The following is a 16,221-nucleotide window of genomic DNA, read 5'->3' as shown; positions in this document are numbered from 1 at the left end:
TTTTTTTATGTTCTTCTAATCAATTTTCTCAAAAAACGCTTCTAGGTCTAGCTCAAAACCGGGGATACAGGCTGAGCTTATTATATCACCATGAGAAAAGAGTCGCGAAGGCTGATATTTTCCATCTATTAAACTATAAATTATCATGGTCTCTTCAGATGGATGAATAATCCAGTATTCCTTGACACCGGACTCTTCATACACTTCATATTTGTTTCTTAACTCCTTCTTATTATTTCCTGGGGAAAGCACTTCTACTATCAGATCCGGCGCCCCGACACATCCTGCTTCATCCAATTTGGAACGGTCACAAACCACACAGACATCTGGCTGGACTACTGTGAATATGTCTTCATTCTTTCTGGACTTAACGGGTAGGCGCACATCAAAAGGAGCGATAAATACTTCGCATGATTTCTTCTCCAGGAAGTTTAAAAGCTCTGAGCCTAATCGAAGCACAATTTTCTGATGCTTCATTCTTGGCGCAGCTGCAGCAGAACGAAACACTTTACCCTTGATGAGTTCGACCATTTCATCAATTTCCCAAGTCAGATAGTCTGCATAGGAATATATGCCGTATTCTGTAAACGGCTCTTTTACAAGATCTTTCTCCTCAGAATCCATAGGAGCAATTTAATGAAATGGCTTGAAAAAAACAGTAACTATAAAAGTCCATCGAGATTCTTAAAACTCAAAGGGCTCACATGTACCTCCCCACTTCAAACCCTTTCAATTCCAAAGTGGTGTCTTTTTGCTGGTGCAATTCACTGATGATTTTTCCGGAAGCTGGAGCTAAACTTACACCCATCATCGAGTGCCCTGAGTTCACCATGACATTGGAGTAGCCAGGAGCAAAACCTATATAGGGAAGTCCATCAGGCGAGCAGGGTCTTAAACCTTTCCAAATTTTGTTTTCTTCAGGAAATTTGGCTTCAAACCCAGGGTAATAGCGATTGATGGATTCGAAGATTCCCTTCACACGATTCAGATTTATTTTTTGGTTAGTACCGGCGATTTCCATCGTTCCGCCAAAACGAATTTGCTCGCCATACGGGCTTACAGCTACTTTCATCTCAGTGAGAATTGATGATTGCATGATCTCAGGCTTGTTTTCTTGTAGAAAAGAATAACCCTTTCCTCCCATCATAGGAAGGTTGAAACCTAATAAATCTGCCAATTCTCCCGACCAAGATCCTCCACAAAGGATAACTTTCTCAGCTTCAATTTTTCCTTGATCTGTAAGCACAGCACTCACTGAGTTTCCACTTTTTTCAAAACCAGTCACTTGTGTATTTGGGAGAAAATTGACTCCTTTTTCCAGTAAGTAACTTTTCAGGAACCCATACAATTTCCCTGGGTCTAAATGTGCATCGCCAGGAAATCGAACAGCACCACGTGCTTTTACTTCTAGGTTTGGCTCAAAGCTTCGGATATCTTCAGGTGTAAGAATATCAGCCTGCAAGCCATTTGCATTTGCCAGGTGTGCAAATTCGATTTCCTCTTTCTCAATTGCCTCAGTCTGATAGATCATCATCAACCCTTTCTCTTGCAAAGCAATCTGAGAGCCTGGATGCTCATCCCGAAATTCCTGGTATAACGCTTTACTGAGTAAGCTTAGGTTTTTTAGAACAGGAACAGATCGCTCTACGTGCGCAGGACTAGAAGCTTTATAAAACTGGTAGCACCATTTCAGCAGTTTAGCATCGAGTCGAGGGTGGATGTAGAATGGGCTTTTTGAAGAAAACATCCAAGAAATACCCTTGCTAATCATGCCTGGAGCGGCCAAAGGAATTATATGGCTGGGTACGATCATGCCAGCATTGCCAGTGGAGCAATTCACCTGCATGTCGCCTTGATCAATTACTTGAACTTCAATTCCTTCTTTTTGAAGAAAATAGGCTGTAAAAAGGCCGATTACTCCTCCGCCGATGATGATGGTTGGTTTCATATTTAGAGCACAACCTTTGAGGTTTATAAAACCTCGAAGGTTTAGTTAATAAGTACTTTTCAGAAAAGACCTTCGAGGAGATTATTCGCTCCTTTGTCGCTCATAATGACACCTCAAAGGGCTAAATCACTTGGAATCCATGTACATAGGGATCATCGTCATCAAGAATGATGGTGTTATATCCGTAAACTTTTGCCCAGCCTTCTATGCTTGGGATAATGGCTGGTTTACCAGCTATTTCTGTTTCTTCTTCGATTCTTCCGATGAATTTGGAACCAATGAAGCTCTCGTGAATGAAATCTTTTCCCGGTTTCAAGAGTCCTTTAGCATACCATTGAGCTAGTCTTGCGGAGGTTCCAGTTCCACAAGGAGATCGGTCAATAGCTTTGTCTCCATAGAATACCGCATTGCGAGCTGTACTCGTAGGATCGAGCGTTTTTCCAGTCCAAAGCACATGGGAAAGTCCTTTGATCGCGGGATGCTCAGGATGCACGAACTCATATTTCTCATTCATCTTTTTTCGAAGCGAGCGAGCCATTGAGATCAATTGTTCAGCTTTGAAATGCTCCAATCCAGGAAAATTCTCCTGAGGATCCACGATGCAATAAAAGTTGCCACCATAAGAAACATCCACTGTCAATTTTCCCAATTCGTCAGATTCTATTTCCAAACCCTCATTTGCAAGGAAGCTTTTGACATTCGTCAGCTTGACGGACTTGACTTTTCTTCCGTCTTGCTTGTACTCCACGAGAACTAATCCGGCGGGAGTCTCCAGTCTAAGCTTCCCTGGAGTTTTAGGGTAAATCAATCCTTCCTCAATAGCAATCGTCACCGTGCCGATCGTACCATGTCCACACATGGGTAGGCAACCGCTAGTTTCTATGAATAGCACTGCTACGTCATTCTCAGGATTGTGTGGAGGGAAAAGCATCGACCCAGACATCATATCGTGACCTCGAGGTTCGAACATCAATCCCGTCCTGATCCAATCCAGATTATCCAGAAAATACTGGCGCTTTTCCAGCATATTGTCTCCTTTCAAAAAGGGAACTCCGCCCGAAACTACCCGCACCGGATTGCCACAAGTATGGGCATCGATGCAGGAGAAAGTGTGTCGTGTTGACATTTAGTAATTCAAAATTGAAATATTTGAAGATTGGAAAATTGGGCTATCGAGTTGCGAAATGATAAGGGTGAATTTGGGTTTAGACCCACATTTATTCGATGAGATATGGGGCAAGTATACAGCTGTAAATCTCAACTCTTAAATCCCCAATTATTTAATCTTCTCTACCGTAAACTTCCCATTCACTTGTCTTACAATTTTCATAGGGTTTTCATTCTTCAAAGCGTCAGGCAGTAAATCATGATGCATGTCCTGGAAGGCAATTGGTCGCGCAAATCGCTTGATAGCACCGGCTCCTACGGAAGTAGATCTAGGATCAGTAGTTGAAGGATAAGGACCACCATGTTGCATGGCATAACCCACTTCTACACCTGTAGGTACTCCGGCGAATAATAATCTACCGCATTTTTCTTCTAATAGATTAATCAAGGCAGTATTCTGCTTTAATTCAGGAATGTCTCCCCACATAGTAATAGTCAATTGACCGTGAAGTTTCTTAGCTACTTCTATCAATTCATTTGGAGAATCATAGACGACCATCAGCGCAAAAGCTCCGAAAACTTCTTTTTGGAAAGCATCATCCGCAACCCAGTCTGATGCATTGATCAGCCCCAATGCCGGACTTCCGTTAATCAAGTGTTTAGGGTCTGCGACTTTTATCCATCGTAGCTCTTCTCGAGTTTGGTAATATGCGATAGAGTCATAATATGCACTGGCGATTCCAGGATGAAGCATAGGTGAGCCTGCAATATCTTTGATTGCGTTTGCTATAGCCGCTTCAAATGCAGTAGCATGAGAGCTTGGCACGAATATCAATCCTGGATTTGTGCAGAATTGGCCTGAGCCCATGGTAAGGGAACTTACGTAGGATTGAGCAAGAGGTACTAATTCGTTACTTAATTTCTCTGGGAAGGTGAATACAGGGTTAACTGACCCCATTTCTGCATATACAGGAATAGGTTCTTCACGCTTGCTTGCCAAATCGAAGAGTGCTTTTCCACCAGCATGTGAACCGGTAAAAGCAACTGCTTTTGCCAGCGGGTGCTGTACCAAAGCCTGTCCTATTTCAATCCCTCCTTCTACATGAATGAAAACCCCTTCAGGCAAACCTGAGCTGATAACAGCTTTATGAATGCATTCGGCTACAAACCTTGAAGTTTCTGGATGGGCAGGATGACCTTTATAAATCACAGGACAGCCCGCTGCCAATGCCGAAATAGTATCTCCACCAGCCGTAGAAAAAGCTAAGGGAAAATTACTAGCTCCAAATACGACTACTGGGCCGATAGGAATTAGCATTTTTCTGATATCTGCCTTCGGTAGTGGTTCCCGATGTGAGTCTCCAGGGTCAATAGTCGCTTCCAGCCAACTTCCTTCCCGCACCATGTTGGCGAACAGTTTGATTTGACCAGTGGTTCTTCCAAGTTCACCATTTATTCTACCTTCTGGAAGGTTAGACTCTTTCACTGCTACAGGTACTATATTAGAACGGTTTGCTTCTAAAATCTCAGCTATTTTATCCAGAAAGTCAGCTTTTAAACTAGCCGGGAGATTTTTGTAGTGTAAGAAGGCCTCGTGTGCTGCGTTGAAAATTTCGTCAATCATAGGAATTGTAGGTTTAAAAGGTTAATAATTTGAAGATAGTGAAAAACGTGCAAGTCAAATGCCATTTGCCTTAAAGCTTATAGCTTAGGTCTTTTTGCAATTCCATCTGTAATGATTTTCTCAACACGTGTCCGCTCTTCCCCTATCAAAGTCAACCTTGGAGCTCTGACATGCTCACTTCCAATACCGCAATGTTGCTCAGCAAGCTTGATATATTGTACGAGCTTAGGATGAATATCAAGTTCCAATAGAGGCAGGAACCAACGATAGATCTCTCTTGCTTCCTCATTTTTGCCTTCATTTACTAAATTAAAAATAGTAACTGTTTCCTTCGGGAAGGCACAAACCAAACCGGCAACCCAGCCATCTGCTCCCATGACCAATTCTTCCATGGCAAGCGTGTCCACGCCGCAAAGCAATTTGAAACGGTCACCAAATTTATTTCTCATTCGAGTCACATTTGAAATGTCACGGGTTGATTCTTTGATCGCCTGAATATTTGAACATTCTGCGAGTTCAGCAAACATATCTATGGTTACCAGAGTTTTATAATCTACAGGATTATTATAAATCATGATTGGGAGATCAGTGCTGCCTGCTACAGTTTTGAAATAAGCCACTACTTCTCTTGCGTCAGCAGCATATCTCATTGGAGGTAAGATCATCAGGCCCGCAGCCCCAAGTTCCTTAGCTTTTGCAGCCCAGAAAAGCGCTTCTTGCGTTGCCCCTTCAGCGATATTCAAAATCACTGGGACTTTACCATCAAGGTAGTTGACAGTTTCACGGGTTAACGTGATCTTTTCCTCTTGGGTAAGTACGGAGCTTTCACCGAGAGTACCTCCTAGAATGATTCCGTGAACGCCGGATTCCAGTTGGAAATCAATGTTTTTGAAAAATAGATCCATATCCAGACTTCCGTCAGCATGGAATTTAGTCGTTACCGCGGGGAATACTCCTTTCCAGTTCATAGCTTTTTTCTTTCAAAATTAGATTATGTATCAGGTGAATGAAAGTTATCATTTAGTAAATAATGATTCTATTTTGATCAATAAACGGGCTTTATTTATTTTATTTACTAATTCAAGCCTATTATGACATATGAGTAAGGTAATATCCTTTCAGATTCCAAAGTCTGAAAACTCGTTTATTCAATACCAAGAAGACCGTGGGAAGCACTTTTACGATAATCTTCATCAGCATCCTCAAGCTCAATTGACACTTATTATAGAAGGTCGAGGACAACTTCTGGTTGGTGATTATGTGGGAAGATTTGGACCAGGAGATATTTTTCTATTAGCGGAAAGCATCCCTCATGTTTTCCGCAGCGATCCGGATTATTTCCATGAGCAGAGTGAACTTAACATAGCAGGCAACACTATTTTTTTTGATTTCAAAGCCATGAGTAAGGCTTTTATAGAGGTGGAGGATTTTATTGAGCTTGTTCACCTTAACGAAAAAATCACGGGTTGTTTTAAGATAGTGGGGGATCAGCGAGAGGAACTCGAGAAGTTACTTACCAGGTTTGGTGAATTTTCAGGACTTACGAGGCTGAGCAATTGCCTCCATATTTTATCTCTACTGGATTTTAATTCTGAAGAATTGGTAGCATTAAATAAGATACCTGTTCTACGGAAAATGACCGAACGAGATGGAAGGAGAATGGATCAAGTAATGAGATTCATTTTAGACAATAGTTCGAGACAAATTAGCTTGGAGGAAGTAGCTGAACATGCTTTCATGAGTAAAGAAGCTTTTTGCAGATTTTTTAAGGTCCGAACGAGAAGGACATTTACTCAGTATGTACAGCAGCTTAGAATCACAGAAGCCAAAAAGTTATTGATAGAAACAGATATGAGTATTTCTCAGATTTCTTTCCAGGTAGGTTTTCAGACCTTATCTCATTTCAACAAGACTTTTAAAAGTCTGACGGAAATGACACCAAAAGACTGGCGGAAGTTGGAATAACGATGAGCTAAGAAGGTTTGAGCTGAGCAAGTATTTACCCAAATGTGGGCGCAAGAGATTTGGTATTTCCCAGATTCTACTAGGTGTAAATTCAAGTTAAAACCTGTTAAATAGCTTTGAATGAGGATTTAGGCGATTCATCAGGAGGACTTCCGGTTTCATGGCATTGGGTTTGGCTATACAGAGGAAAAACAAACCAACTATGAAAAAATTACTCTTATCATTCGTTTTGACAATGGCAATAGTTGCCACGTATGCACAAGCCACCCGAGATATTGAAGATATCAATGAAGATAATTCATGGCTGAAACTAGGGCTTAATATGGGTGTTCCCGTAGGCGATATTGGTGACTATTCATCTTTTGCCTTTGGACTTGACGTTGCAGGACAATTTATGAGAACCGATAATTTCGGTCTTGGGGTAGTCTCAGGTTATACCAATTATTTTAAAAAATCAGATGTGGTGGGAGCACAGGATTTCGGAGCTATCCCACTTGGACTTATGCTAAGATATTATCCTCAGCCTTCTGGATTCTTTGCAGGAACTGATGTGGGATATACCTTTTTGACAGGGGATATTGCTACAGATGGGGGATTTTATATTCGTCCGCAGGTAGGTTACCATAACTACGATTGGAATATCTTTGCTTTTTATAATCAGGTATTTACATCTGATCCAGCAGCTGATATTCAGAGTATAGGTGTGGCTGCCACATACAATATTAGATTCAAATAAAAACTAAAAAACCATGAAAGACCAATTGAAAAAGTACTCGCAGAACGCACTTTTATTTATGATGACAATGCTATTTTCTGTAGTAGCATTCGCGCAAGATGGAGGATTAGATATCGACGTGAATATCGGTAAAAAGGAATGGTACCAACAGCCTTGGGCTTGGGTAATCGGCGGCGCTGTATTTGTTTTGATACTGGTCGCTCTTCTGAGAAAAAGAAAGTAAAAACAAAGAGGTCGTTTCTATCAGGGACGACCTTTTTTTGTGTAACACCTATTCAGGATTAGTCAGTCTTGCTTCAACGTGTAAATTACCTGGGGAAAAAGGCTCACTTGTGTTGGGCCTTGGTCTCATCTTTTATACAAGGTTATGCGCGTAAGCGTAATTGACCAAACTAACTAAGCTAGAACAGTCAGTTTTTCTGAGAATATTTTTCCGATGGGTTTCAACAGTCTTTTCACTGATAAATAACACCTCCGCGATCTGTTTGGTAGAAAAGTCCCGCACCACCAATTTAATTATTTCCGTTTCTCGCGGGGAGAGGTCACTTTTTTCCTGAGGGGTGTTAATTGTTCTTACCAAGATTTCGGAGATTTCGTCTGAGAAATATTTTTTACCACAACTTACCTTTTCCAATGCTTGTACTAGTGACGAATGGGCGTCGTTCTTTAACACAAAGCTGTCAATGTTCTCCTTAAGCAATTCTTTAACTACCGAGCGGTCATCATGCATGCTGAGCACGATTACTTTGATCTCAGGATTGATTGATCTTGCTACGCGGATGATATCAAGACCGGAAAAATCAGGAAGTTCATAGTCAGTCACCAGAATATCAAAATCTCTGGTCTTGAGCAATTCGATTGCATCCTTTCCACTACTGGCAGTTGCTGCCACGGTATATGGGTCAAGGCTGCTCAAGAGGCTGGCCGTGCCCTCTAATACTATCTTATGGTCATCTATTAAAAGTATCTGGATCTTAGGCATTGCTATTTTGTCAACCTTACTTTTAAATAAACGCAACATTTTTTTTATTACAAATTACGCTGCGAATAAAGTCTCTTTCAATACCTATGATTAGGTATTCCTCACTACCTGACCTGTTCTTACCGCCATAGCTGCATCTATACTGATGGTGATAGTGGTGTTCTTTCGACCAGCTTGGGTATCTATGTCCAGCTTTCCTTTAATCAAATTAAGCCGGGTAGTAATATTTCTCCAGCCATTTCCTTTGCTGTTTTCGAAGGTGCTTAAGTCAAAACCAGATCCGTCGTCCTCTACTGTAATAATTATTTCATTGTGATGAGAAGTGAACTGAATCAAAATTTCTGTAGCATCGGAATATTTCAGGACATTGGAAATCCATTCTTGTAAAATGCGATAAAGAGAGACTTCAAACACTTCAATTAGTCGAGCATTCATTCCAAAGGTCTGAATGCTAGCTGATACCTGATTTGATTTGGAGATCCTCACACAGAGTTCTTCCAAAGCTGGGATTAGACCTTCCTTCGTGAGGACTTGAGGCATTAAGTTAAAAGCGATATTTCTGATTTCCCGCTGAATATCGTGGAGCAAAACTGTAGAATTATCCACGATTTCATTACGTACCAGAGGATCATTGCTGGCGTTTTTCAAGCCTTGAATATTCATACTCAAGGCACTTACCAACTGCCCCATGCTGTCATGAAGATCCGATGCAAAACGTTTCCGTTCCTTCTCCTCGCTGGAAATCACAGCTTGTATCTGAGCTTCTCTGAGTCTAGTTTTTTGCTCACTTAATACTTTTTGCTGGCTGATGCTAGACTGTCTTCTCCAAAGAATAAACACCAAAAGCAATAGGAATAAGATTAACATTAGCCCCAAAATCAGTAAGGTATTCCTATCATTTTTTGCTTTTTGGATACTGTTCTCTTGATCCAATAGCACAATTTGCTGGTCTTTTTTCTCTGTATCGTATTTGGTTTCTAGCTCCGCGATCTTCTCGTTGGTCTCAATGTTGAGTAGACTGTCTTTGTAAATTCTATGAAATTTATGTGCCTGCAAGGCTGGGCCAAACTGATTATCGGCTTCATACACTTTCGCCAAAAGTTCATAACTATCACGAAGTCGATTCAGATTTTCAATTTTTTTGGAGAGGGCAAGACTTTGCTCAGCTAGCTTGACAGCAGCGGATATATTGTTTCGGCGAAGTTCATTTTCAGCCGAAGACCAAAGCAGGATTGACTGGTCATAGTCATTTTCGTACTTGCCTTCAGTATAAACTGCCAATGCTTTTGAGAAGAATTCTGTTGCTTGGTTGTATGCCTCCTTTTTAGAATAAGCGTGTCCAAGGTCTGTGTAGATCAAGGCTTGACTTTTGGAATCATTGGATTTGATTGCAAAAGGAAGAGCTTCTTGGTAGTAATAAATCGCTGAATCCTGAGCTTCAAGCCTTCCATACACATTTCCAATGTTCAATAAAGTCTTGTGAATGTTTTGCCTGAAATCATCATCAGGTAATGATTTCTTTAAGTTTAGTGCTTCAAAATAGTAGCTTTTAGCTTTATCGAATTTTTCATTTAGAAAATGTACATTTCCAATATTGGTCAGAACGCTTCCTTCTATGCCTTTGTCCTCTATTTTTTTAACAATTCGAAGTGCTTCTAATTGATATTCCAGAGATCCATCATAATCCCCTTTGTTTTGAAGGATGAGGCCCAGATTAACGGAAGTCACTGCGACTCCTCGTTCATTGGCAAGAGACTGATATAGTGCGCGCGTTTGATCCAGATAATGAACTGCCGAATCGTAATCTGAACTCGCCCAGAATACCACTCCAACATTATTTGAGGCATAAGCCTGAAGCGCTTCATAGCCATTTGCTTTGGAGATTTGAATCGCTTCATGACCGTACTCCAAAGCTTTTGGGGGATCTGAGTATTTCAGATGCCAGCAAAGATCACCCATGACCGAAGCTTTGGTAGAATCATCTGGTTGCTGAAGAAGTATGTTTTGGAGACTATCTAAAAGCGCATTCTGTCCAAAAGAAACACTGCTGAGTAGGCAAAAAGCAATTGTGTAAACTAGTCTCAAGTCTTTAGAGTAACGCGTGTATACCTACCATTAGGTATGCCAAAATACCTAATCAATGGTATTGAAACAAGTGTCTGTCTTGCAGTTATTTGTATAAATAAGAATGTAAAATTCCTGAACTATGAAAAACACTTTATTAATCTTAGCCTTTTTTATCTGCATCTTAGCCCATGGGCAAATAGTCACAAGTAAGAATACGAGTGACAACAGCTATGGTGAGAAAAAACTAAAAGATGCTCCCAAACAGATTTATCTAAATCAGTTCTTTGTGAACTATCAATTAATAGCTGCTAGCTCTGAAGCTAGTGCCGGTGGAAAAACCAGAGCAGAAATGGCTGTTGGGATGGCCGGTGTTGATTTAGCAGTGATGCAAGAAATCACGAACAATGCATATGCAATGGTTGTAAAGAGATTTCAGGATGCTGGAATCGAAATTATTGGTTTTGATAAAGGAGCACAGACTGAGTTTTATAGCGACTGGATCAAAATGAGTGGAGGCACTCCATCTAAAGCACAACTTTTAGGATATGTATCGACCGCTCCTTCAGGATTTGATTTTTTTGTTAAAAAAGTGGATAGCAAAGGGAAGACCAAAGGTACTTTTTTAGATACAACCCCAGCTTTGTCAAAAGATTTGGGAGATATTCCGGTTTTTGAAGCAAATGTCAGCTTTCAGTTTGTAACTATTGAGGGAAATAGTTCCTATGTCACAGATGCTACCAAAATGAAAGGTGTCGTTGAATATCAAATGCCAGAGGTAGCGATCGCTAAATCTGCAGAAGGAATTCTTGGCTCCAAAATCGAAACTAACAGAGCAAACGTTCGCGTAGTATGGAAAGGTGGAATGAATGGGGCTGGGGCAAATACTATTTTATCGTTCACTCCAAAGGGCGGCGTGGAGATTCCAGGAGTAATGGAAGAGAAGAAGTTTAAAGAGTATGTTGCACCAGATGTAAGTTACAATACGACGTATGCAGGAGTTGCATATACTAACGATAAAGAAGTACAAGTATCTCATCAAGTAAAAGCTGATCCTGTAGCTTATAAAGCAAAAACGCAACAAGCGCTAAATGAGTATTTGAGTTTAGTAGTTGATAAATTTATCGCAAATCTCAATTGATATAGACAAAGCATATAAGGTTGGTTTACTAACCTTTGAATTTGGTTGATTGAATAGTAATTTTTAACACTACTGTCCGACTATTCTATTTAGTCTGACAGTAGTGGTTTTTAATAATTAATTCCATTAGTTGTGAGGTTAGGATTAGAAAAAAATGATATGGCAAGCAAGTCTGCTTGGTTAAATAGCCTTTCTTGCACTTTCAAGATAACAAATTGTTTTATGACAGTTTGCATGTAGTCACTAGAGAGGTTTTTGCTTTTAAACACTTGTTTCTGCTGTCTTTAACAAGCCTTTTTCTAACTATGCTTTCTAATTGAATTTGTTCTATTTTGGGATTCCATCAACCATTTCGAGCTTAGTATGAGAAAATCTATTTTAGTTTTAATTTTATTCCTCACAACATTTTTGGCTCAAGCCACTGAACTGATCCAGATGATCACTACCTACCAGGCCGATTACGGTGCTTTGAGGAGGTTATATTCTAATTCCTTATCGGATGAATATTTTTCTAGAATCGAGAAATTAAATCAGGGATACTTAAGTGATCTTAGGAAGGTGAACTATAATTCCTTAGCCGAGGATGGAAAAATTGACTATGTGCTTTTCAGAAATTACCTGGAAAAAGAACTTGCCGAACTTGCGATAGAGAAAGCTTCATTTGACCAAGTTTCAGGTGTACTGGCATTTTCTAAGCCTTTGGAAGAATTTTATCAAGGAAGAAGAAGAGCCAAAAAACCTGAACCACAACTACTCGCTGCATCATGGAATGAAGTTGCCAAGCAAGTTGATGCTCAATTGAAGAACTTGGCTTCCACGCCAAAGTATAACAGTTGGCAAAAAGCAGAGCTAGCCGCAAGTGCTGTAGAAGCGATGAATAGAGTGACTGAAGAAGCATATTCTTACTATTTCGATTTCGATCCAATGTTCACTTGGTGGATGCCTGAGCCCTGGAAAAAGCTGGATGAAAGCATGAAAGCATATGCCAAAGCACTGCGGGAGCATTATGCCAATTCAGTGAAGGACGATGGAAGTGGGATTATAGGAAGACCGATCGGAAGGGATGCGTTGGAAAAGCAATTGGATTTTGAAATGATCGCTTATTCTCCAGAAGAATTGATAGCTGAGGCTGAGAAGCAATTTGCCTGGTGCGAAAAGGAAATGCTGAAAGCATCCAATGAACTTGGCTTTGGAGATGACTGGAAAGCTGCACTGGAAATGGTGAAAGAAGCTTATTTCCCAGCCGGAGAATGGCCTGCAGAAGTGATCCGATTGGCAGAGGAAGCTACTGATTATGTTGAATCGAATGACTTGATCACCGTGCCGCCTTTGGCAAAAGAAACTTGGAGAACAGTGATGATCTCAGCAGAGCGGCAGCGTATCAGTCCATTCTTTTTGGGAGGTGAATCCATACAGATTGCTTATCCCACATCAGAAATGAGTCATGAGGACAAGATGATGAGCATGCGTGGGAATAATCCGCATTTTTCAAGAGCAACAGTACAGCATGAGCTGATTCCTGGGCATCATTTGCAGCAGTTTATGAATCAGCGGAATATGACTCATCGCCGTATGTTTGGAACTCCATTTTGGACAGAAGGCTGGGCGCTTTATTGGGAATTTGTGTTGTGGGATAAGAATTTTCCTAGAGATGCAAAGGATAAAGTGGGAATGCTTTTCTGGAGAATGCACCGCTGTGCTCGGATTATTTTCTCCCTGAATTATCACCTGGAAAAAATGACTCCGCAAGAATGTATTGACTTATTAGTAGACAAAGTTGGTCATGAGCGTGCCAATGCAGAAGCCGAAGTAAGAAGATCATTTGAAGGAAACTATGGGCCATTGTACCAAATCGCCTATATGATCGGAGCGCTGGAATTTTATGCTATGAGAGAAGAAATGGTAGATTCTGGAAAGATGACAGAGAAGGAATACCATGATTTGGTAATGAGCCAGAATGCTATGCCTGTAGAAATACTTAGAGCAAAAGTCACTGGAAATCCTCTGAAGAAAGATCATAAAGCGAGCTGGAGGTTTTTGGATTAAAATGAGTTTATAGCTCAGCGTTTTATCAGCAGAAAGCATAAAAAAAGGAGTCCGAATTCGGACTCCTTTTTTCAAATATGAAACCAAAAATGTTACTTTTTAGGGTCTTCTTTAAGCTTAATAATGATTACCCCATTCTTTCCTTTTTCACCAAAAAGATCTACAGCAGATTTGTCTTTAAGGACCTCAATACTTTGGATGTTTTCAGGATCAATATTAGAAAAATCCTTTAGTTGTTTCATTCCGTCTTTTGTGTCGATGTAGTATAATGGAGGAGCTGAATTGCTGCTCGTTCCAGCTACTCTCAAGGCTACTTTTGGGCTAGAAGAGGAGCTAGAAGTTGAAGTGCCGTAAAGCGGTTTTCCAACTTTGAAATTTTGAGGATACCCTAAGTCACTCGCAGACTTAAATGAGCTAGTTCCGTAGCCCGTCACACTCACTCCATTGATAGTCTGTACTTTCGGTGACTGTAATATTCCCTGCTGCTCTGGACTAAGCTCATTTTTGATGGAGACCATCGTACTAAGCTGCTGCTTTTTAAGCGAGTTCTCCAAAGCTAAGACCTTGTCCATTTGTTTTTGAACTGCGACTTCATCGATTTTAGAGACATCCAGAAGAGCTTTAAGTTTAGCGGTTTCATCATCCAGATCCCATTTCATTGCGCTGAATTTTCCAGCATTTTCACTGTGGATTTTTTTGATTTGTGCTGCTTGAGACTCTGAAAGATCGAGTTCTTTTCGCATTTCCATCACTTTGTCAGCTGAGTAGAGATTTCTCTGAAAAATATCCTGATCGGAAGATTTCAGATTTTGCACATATACTTGGGATTTTTGCCCGTAAGCCAGTCCAGAAAGACAAATCAGATAGACGATTAGTATTTTTTTCATGTTTTTTTTTAATAGTCGGTCAATAAAGAAGCAGTAGGCGATTCCCAGGTGTCTAGGAATGTGGTTTCTTCTATAGTGAAATGTTGATTTTGATTTTCATCCTCCTGAAGGGTAATAATTACAATTTCAGGTGGGGCACTTTCTACTGTGGCAGGTTCTTGCATGAAGAGAAAGGCAAATCCCATAGACGCAGCTATCCCTGCTGGAATCCAAAAACTGAATTTGCGTATTTTGACTTCTGGGAAAGCTGGGATTTCAATCTGCTCATCCTGCTTTTTCATCTGATCAAAAAACCGTTCTAATTGTTCGTTATTTTCCATATTCTTCTTGGATTTGAACTTTCGTAATTAATTCTTTGAGTCTCTTTTTCCCGCGATCGTAATGAGTTCTCGCAGTTCCTAAGCCGATTTGAAGGATTTCGGCACTTTGCGCGATAGTCATCTGATGATAAAACACCATCAAAATCACCTCGCGCTGCATCTCTGGTAAGTGCTTGATTATTTCCTCATAATCAGTTGAGTCCACTTCTTCAGTAAGCTCTACAGGATCATAGGAATCTGAAAGTGAAACGACCTTTCCAGCCTTTCGTATCTCGTCAATCGCCGTATATCTGATGATAGAAAAAAGCCAAGTTTTAGCTTTTGATGCATCCTTAAGCTTTGCTTGCCCCTCCAGAATCTTCAAATAGGCCTGCTGAAGCACGTCCTTTGCCATTTCATCCTCAAAAGAGCAACATTGCCTTGCCCAGAGGTATGCATCCCTGTGGTGGGCTTTTAAGATATGATCAAGCTGGTTGCGATTCATTTACATCCATTAGTCGGGGAATGAATCTAATATATGACAAGTAGGTTGAAAAAGTTTTAATGTTAGTTGGAAGGTTGGAAAGTTGATAAGCTTACAACTTTCTTACTTTACAACATTTGAGGTCTTTGAATCTCTAATTCTAAACAAGTAAGCCAATGTAAATTCCAGATTAGTGGAGTTCATGTCGAAAATACGTTCTTGTCCTTCTGGATTGGTGAAGTCATAGGCAAATCGCACTTCCCCAGTCAAAGTGCTTTTACCAAAAAGTTTGGAAATCCCTGCTCCAGCAGTAAGTCCGTACATGATTTTTCGAGGCTTATCATCCAAACCTCCATATGTTGGGATTTCCGGCGGACTTGCATCAGCAAATTCTCGCTTGATGTCTTTTGCTTGAAGCATATAGCCAAGATGTGGACCTGCTTTGATCTGAAATCTTCCTGATCTCCCGATGAAAAAGCTGGAAAGAATTGGGACTTTCAGGTAGTTGAACTGAGTTTCATTTGTTCTGATGGGATCAGATTCCTCTTCTATTTGGGAAAATCCAAGTTGAAGGAATTGCACATTTACTTCAATTCCGGCATTTTTTGCATTGAAATGTTCAAAAACCAAGGCAAATGTAGGCGCTCCGATTCCATCAACTGAAATCCCACGGGTGCTGGGTGTGGGCCGATAGGAATAGGTGGAGGTAGTATAGCCTCCGCGGATTCCGACACTTGTTTGCGCAAGCGCAGCTAATGATGATAAAATGAAAATGCCCGTCAGCAAAACTCTGTTCATGTCCAAAAGTAACTAATTATCGATTTTGTCAGGTTTTATTTAACGTTTTCTCAGATACACGGGCTGAGAGGAGATAGATCTAACCAAAAGAGGCTGTCTCATATTGATTTTCATAATTTAAAATAGCCTTTTCTATTCAA

16 protein-coding genes are annotated in these 16,221 nt (G+C 40.5%); 5 read left to right on the top strand and 11 right to left on the bottom strand.

From position 1 onward, the window contains the following. Nucleotides 1-15: 15 nt before the first annotated feature. The 5 genes from AACZ87_RS09330 to AACZ87_RS09310 all read right to left on the bottom strand — a co-directional run bounded on the left by AACZ87_RS09330 (nt 16) and on the right by AACZ87_RS09310 (nt 5,647). Complete coding sequence (locus tag AACZ87_RS09330) at nt 16-624, bottom strand: Uma2 family endonuclease (protein ID WP_339866641.1); 609 nt, start codon at nt 622-624, stop codon at nt 16-18. Nucleotides 625-700: 76 nt separating this feature from the next. Continuing rightward, entirely contained in the window at nt 701-1,948 is a 1,248-nt protein-coding gene (locus tag AACZ87_RS09325) for an FAD-dependent oxidoreductase (RefSeq protein ID WP_339866640.1), read from the bottom strand. Nucleotides 1,949-2,069: 121 nt separating this feature from the next. Next, entirely contained in the window at nt 2,070-3,074 is a 1,005-nt protein-coding gene (locus AACZ87_RS09320) for a 4-hydroxyproline epimerase (protein ID WP_339866639.1), read from the bottom strand. Nucleotides 3,075-3,224: 150 nt separating this feature from the next. Then, the gene (locus tag AACZ87_RS09315) at nt 3,225-4,679 is read right to left on the bottom strand and encodes an aldehyde dehydrogenase (NADP(+)) (RefSeq protein WP_339866638.1); all 1,455 of its coding nucleotides are present in this window, start codon (nt 4,677-4,679) and stop codon (nt 3,225-3,227) included. A 77-nt stretch (nt 4,680-4,756) separates the two neighbouring features. Then, on the bottom strand, nt 4,757-5,647 hold the full coding sequence (locus tag AACZ87_RS09310) for a dihydrodipicolinate synthase family protein (protein ID WP_339866637.1): 891 nt from the start codon (nt 5,645-5,647) through the stop codon (nt 4,757-4,759). A gap of 130 nt (nt 5,648-5,777) precedes the next feature. On the opposite strand from AACZ87_RS09310, the gene AACZ87_RS09305 reads away from it, so the two are divergent. The 3 genes from AACZ87_RS09305 (at nt 5,778) to AACZ87_RS09295 (ending at nt 7,603) form a co-directional block, all read left to right on the top strand. Beyond that, on the top strand, nt 5,778-6,644 hold the full coding sequence (locus AACZ87_RS09305) for an AraC family transcriptional regulator (RefSeq protein WP_339866636.1): 867 nt from the start codon (nt 5,778-5,780) through the stop codon (nt 6,642-6,644). Nucleotides 6,645-6,846: 202 nt separating this feature from the next. After that, complete coding sequence (locus AACZ87_RS09300) at nt 6,847-7,380, top strand: hypothetical protein (RefSeq protein ID WP_339866635.1); 534 nt, start codon at nt 6,847-6,849, stop codon at nt 7,378-7,380. A 13-nt stretch (nt 7,381-7,393) separates the two neighbouring features. Beyond that, on the top strand, nt 7,394-7,603 hold the full coding sequence (locus tag AACZ87_RS09295; protein WP_339866634.1) for a hypothetical protein: 210 nt from the start codon (nt 7,394-7,396) through the stop codon (nt 7,601-7,603). A gap of 132 nt (nt 7,604-7,735) precedes the next feature. Here AACZ87_RS09295 and AACZ87_RS09290 read toward each other — a convergent pair whose 3' ends face one another. Further along, nucleotides 7,736-8,362 carry a response regulator transcription factor gene (locus tag AACZ87_RS09290; protein ID WP_339866633.1) on the bottom strand — a complete coding sequence of 209 codons (627 nt, stop codon included), beginning with the start codon at nt 8,360-8,362 and terminating at the stop codon, nt 7,736-7,738. Between the two features lie 90 nt (nt 8,363-8,452). Next, a complete protein-coding gene (locus tag AACZ87_RS09285) occupies nt 8,453-10,447 on the bottom strand; it encodes a sensor histidine kinase (protein WP_339866632.1) in 1,995 nt (664 codons plus the stop codon). Between the two features lie 121 nt (nt 10,448-10,568). Between AACZ87_RS09285 and AACZ87_RS09280 the strand changes: the two genes are divergently transcribed. Both AACZ87_RS09280 and AACZ87_RS09275 read left to right on the top strand, forming a co-directional pair. Continuing rightward, nucleotides 10,569-11,567, top strand: coding sequence for a hypothetical protein (locus AACZ87_RS09280; protein WP_339866631.1), 999 nt, complete (start codon nt 10,569-10,571; stop codon nt 11,565-11,567). A 363-nt stretch (nt 11,568-11,930) separates the two neighbouring features. Next, complete coding sequence (locus AACZ87_RS09275; protein WP_339866630.1) at nt 11,931-13,613, top strand: DUF885 family protein; 1,683 nt, start codon at nt 11,931-11,933, stop codon at nt 13,611-13,613. 92 nt (nt 13,614-13,705) lie between these two features. On the opposite strand, the gene AACZ87_RS09270 is transcribed toward AACZ87_RS09275, so the two are convergent. From AACZ87_RS09270 to AACZ87_RS09255, 4 genes are all read right to left on the bottom strand, one after another. Then, entirely contained in the window at nt 13,706-14,500 is a 795-nt protein-coding gene (locus AACZ87_RS09270) for a periplasmic heavy metal sensor (protein WP_339866628.1), read from the bottom strand. Nucleotides 14,501-14,508: 8 nt separating this feature from the next. Further along, a complete protein-coding gene (locus AACZ87_RS09265; RefSeq protein ID WP_339866627.1) occupies nt 14,509-14,820 on the bottom strand; it encodes a hypothetical protein in 312 nt (103 codons plus the stop codon). Then, a complete protein-coding gene (locus tag AACZ87_RS09260) occupies nt 14,810-15,304 on the bottom strand; it encodes an RNA polymerase sigma factor (protein ID WP_339866626.1) in 495 nt (164 codons plus the stop codon). Before AACZ87_RS09260 ends, AACZ87_RS09265 begins: the two co-directional genes overlap by 11 nt. A gap of 102 nt (nt 15,305-15,406) precedes the next feature. Further along, nucleotides 15,407-16,081 carry an outer membrane beta-barrel protein gene (locus AACZ87_RS09255; protein WP_339866625.1) on the bottom strand — a complete coding sequence of 225 codons (675 nt, stop codon included), beginning with the start codon at nt 16,079-16,081 and terminating at the stop codon, nt 15,407-15,409. Nucleotides 16,082-16,221: the final 140 nt, after the last annotated feature.

It is taken from the genome of uncultured Algoriphagus sp., assembly GCF_963974365.1.
Classification (GTDB): domain Bacteria; phylum Bacteroidota; class Bacteroidia; order Cytophagales; family Cyclobacteriaceae; genus Algoriphagus.
This window is presented reverse-complemented; position numbering and strand designations above follow the sequence as displayed.

Excerpts from the sequence above, each read along its gene's own strand:
- AACZ87_RS09330 (WP_339866641.1), bottom strand. The coding sequence starts at position 624 with ATGGATTCTGAGGAGAAAGATCTTGTAAAAGAGCCGTTTACAGAATAC.
- AACZ87_RS09325 (WP_339866640.1), bottom strand. The coding sequence starts at position 1,948 with ATGAAACCAACCATCATCATCGGCGGAGGAGTAATCGGCCTTTTTACA.
- AACZ87_RS09320 (WP_339866639.1), bottom strand. The coding sequence starts at position 3,074 with ATGTCAACACGACACACTTTCTCCTGCATCGATGCCCATACTTGTGGC.
- AACZ87_RS09315 (WP_339866638.1), bottom strand. The coding sequence starts at position 4,679 with ATGATTGACGAAATTTTCAACGCAGCACACGAGGCCTTCTTACACTAC.
- AACZ87_RS09310 (WP_339866637.1), bottom strand. The coding sequence starts at position 5,647 with ATGAACTGGAAAGGAGTATTCCCCGCGGTAACGACTAAATTCCATGCT.
- AACZ87_RS09305 (WP_339866636.1), top strand. The coding sequence starts at position 5,778 with ATGAGTAAGGTAATATCCTTTCAGATTCCAAAGTCTGAAAACTCGTTT.
- AACZ87_RS09300 (WP_339866635.1), top strand. The coding sequence starts at position 6,847 with ATGAAAAAATTACTCTTATCATTCGTTTTGACAATGGCAATAGTTGCC.
- AACZ87_RS09295 (WP_339866634.1), top strand. The coding sequence starts at position 7,394 with ATGAAAGACCAATTGAAAAAGTACTCGCAGAACGCACTTTTATTTATG.
- AACZ87_RS09290 (WP_339866633.1), bottom strand. The coding sequence starts at position 8,362 with ATGCCTAAGATCCAGATACTTTTAATAGATGACCATAAGATAGTATTA.
- AACZ87_RS09280 (WP_339866631.1), top strand. The coding sequence starts at position 10,569 with ATGAAAAACACTTTATTAATCTTAGCCTTTTTTATCTGCATCTTAGCC.
- AACZ87_RS09275 (WP_339866630.1), top strand. The coding sequence starts at position 11,931 with ATGAGAAAATCTATTTTAGTTTTAATTTTATTCCTCACAACATTTTTG.
- AACZ87_RS09270 (WP_339866628.1), bottom strand. The coding sequence starts at position 14,500 with ATGAAAAAAATACTAATCGTCTATCTGATTTGTCTTTCTGGACTGGCT.
- AACZ87_RS09265 (WP_339866627.1), bottom strand. The coding sequence starts at position 14,820 with ATGGAAAATAACGAACAATTAGAACGGTTTTTTGATCAGATGAAAAAG.
- AACZ87_RS09260 (WP_339866626.1), bottom strand. The coding sequence starts at position 15,304 with ATGAATCGCAACCAGCTTGATCATATCTTAAAAGCCCACCACAGGGAT.
- AACZ87_RS09255 (WP_339866625.1), bottom strand. The coding sequence starts at position 16,081 with ATGAACAGAGTTTTGCTGACGGGCATTTTCATTTTATCATCATTAGCT.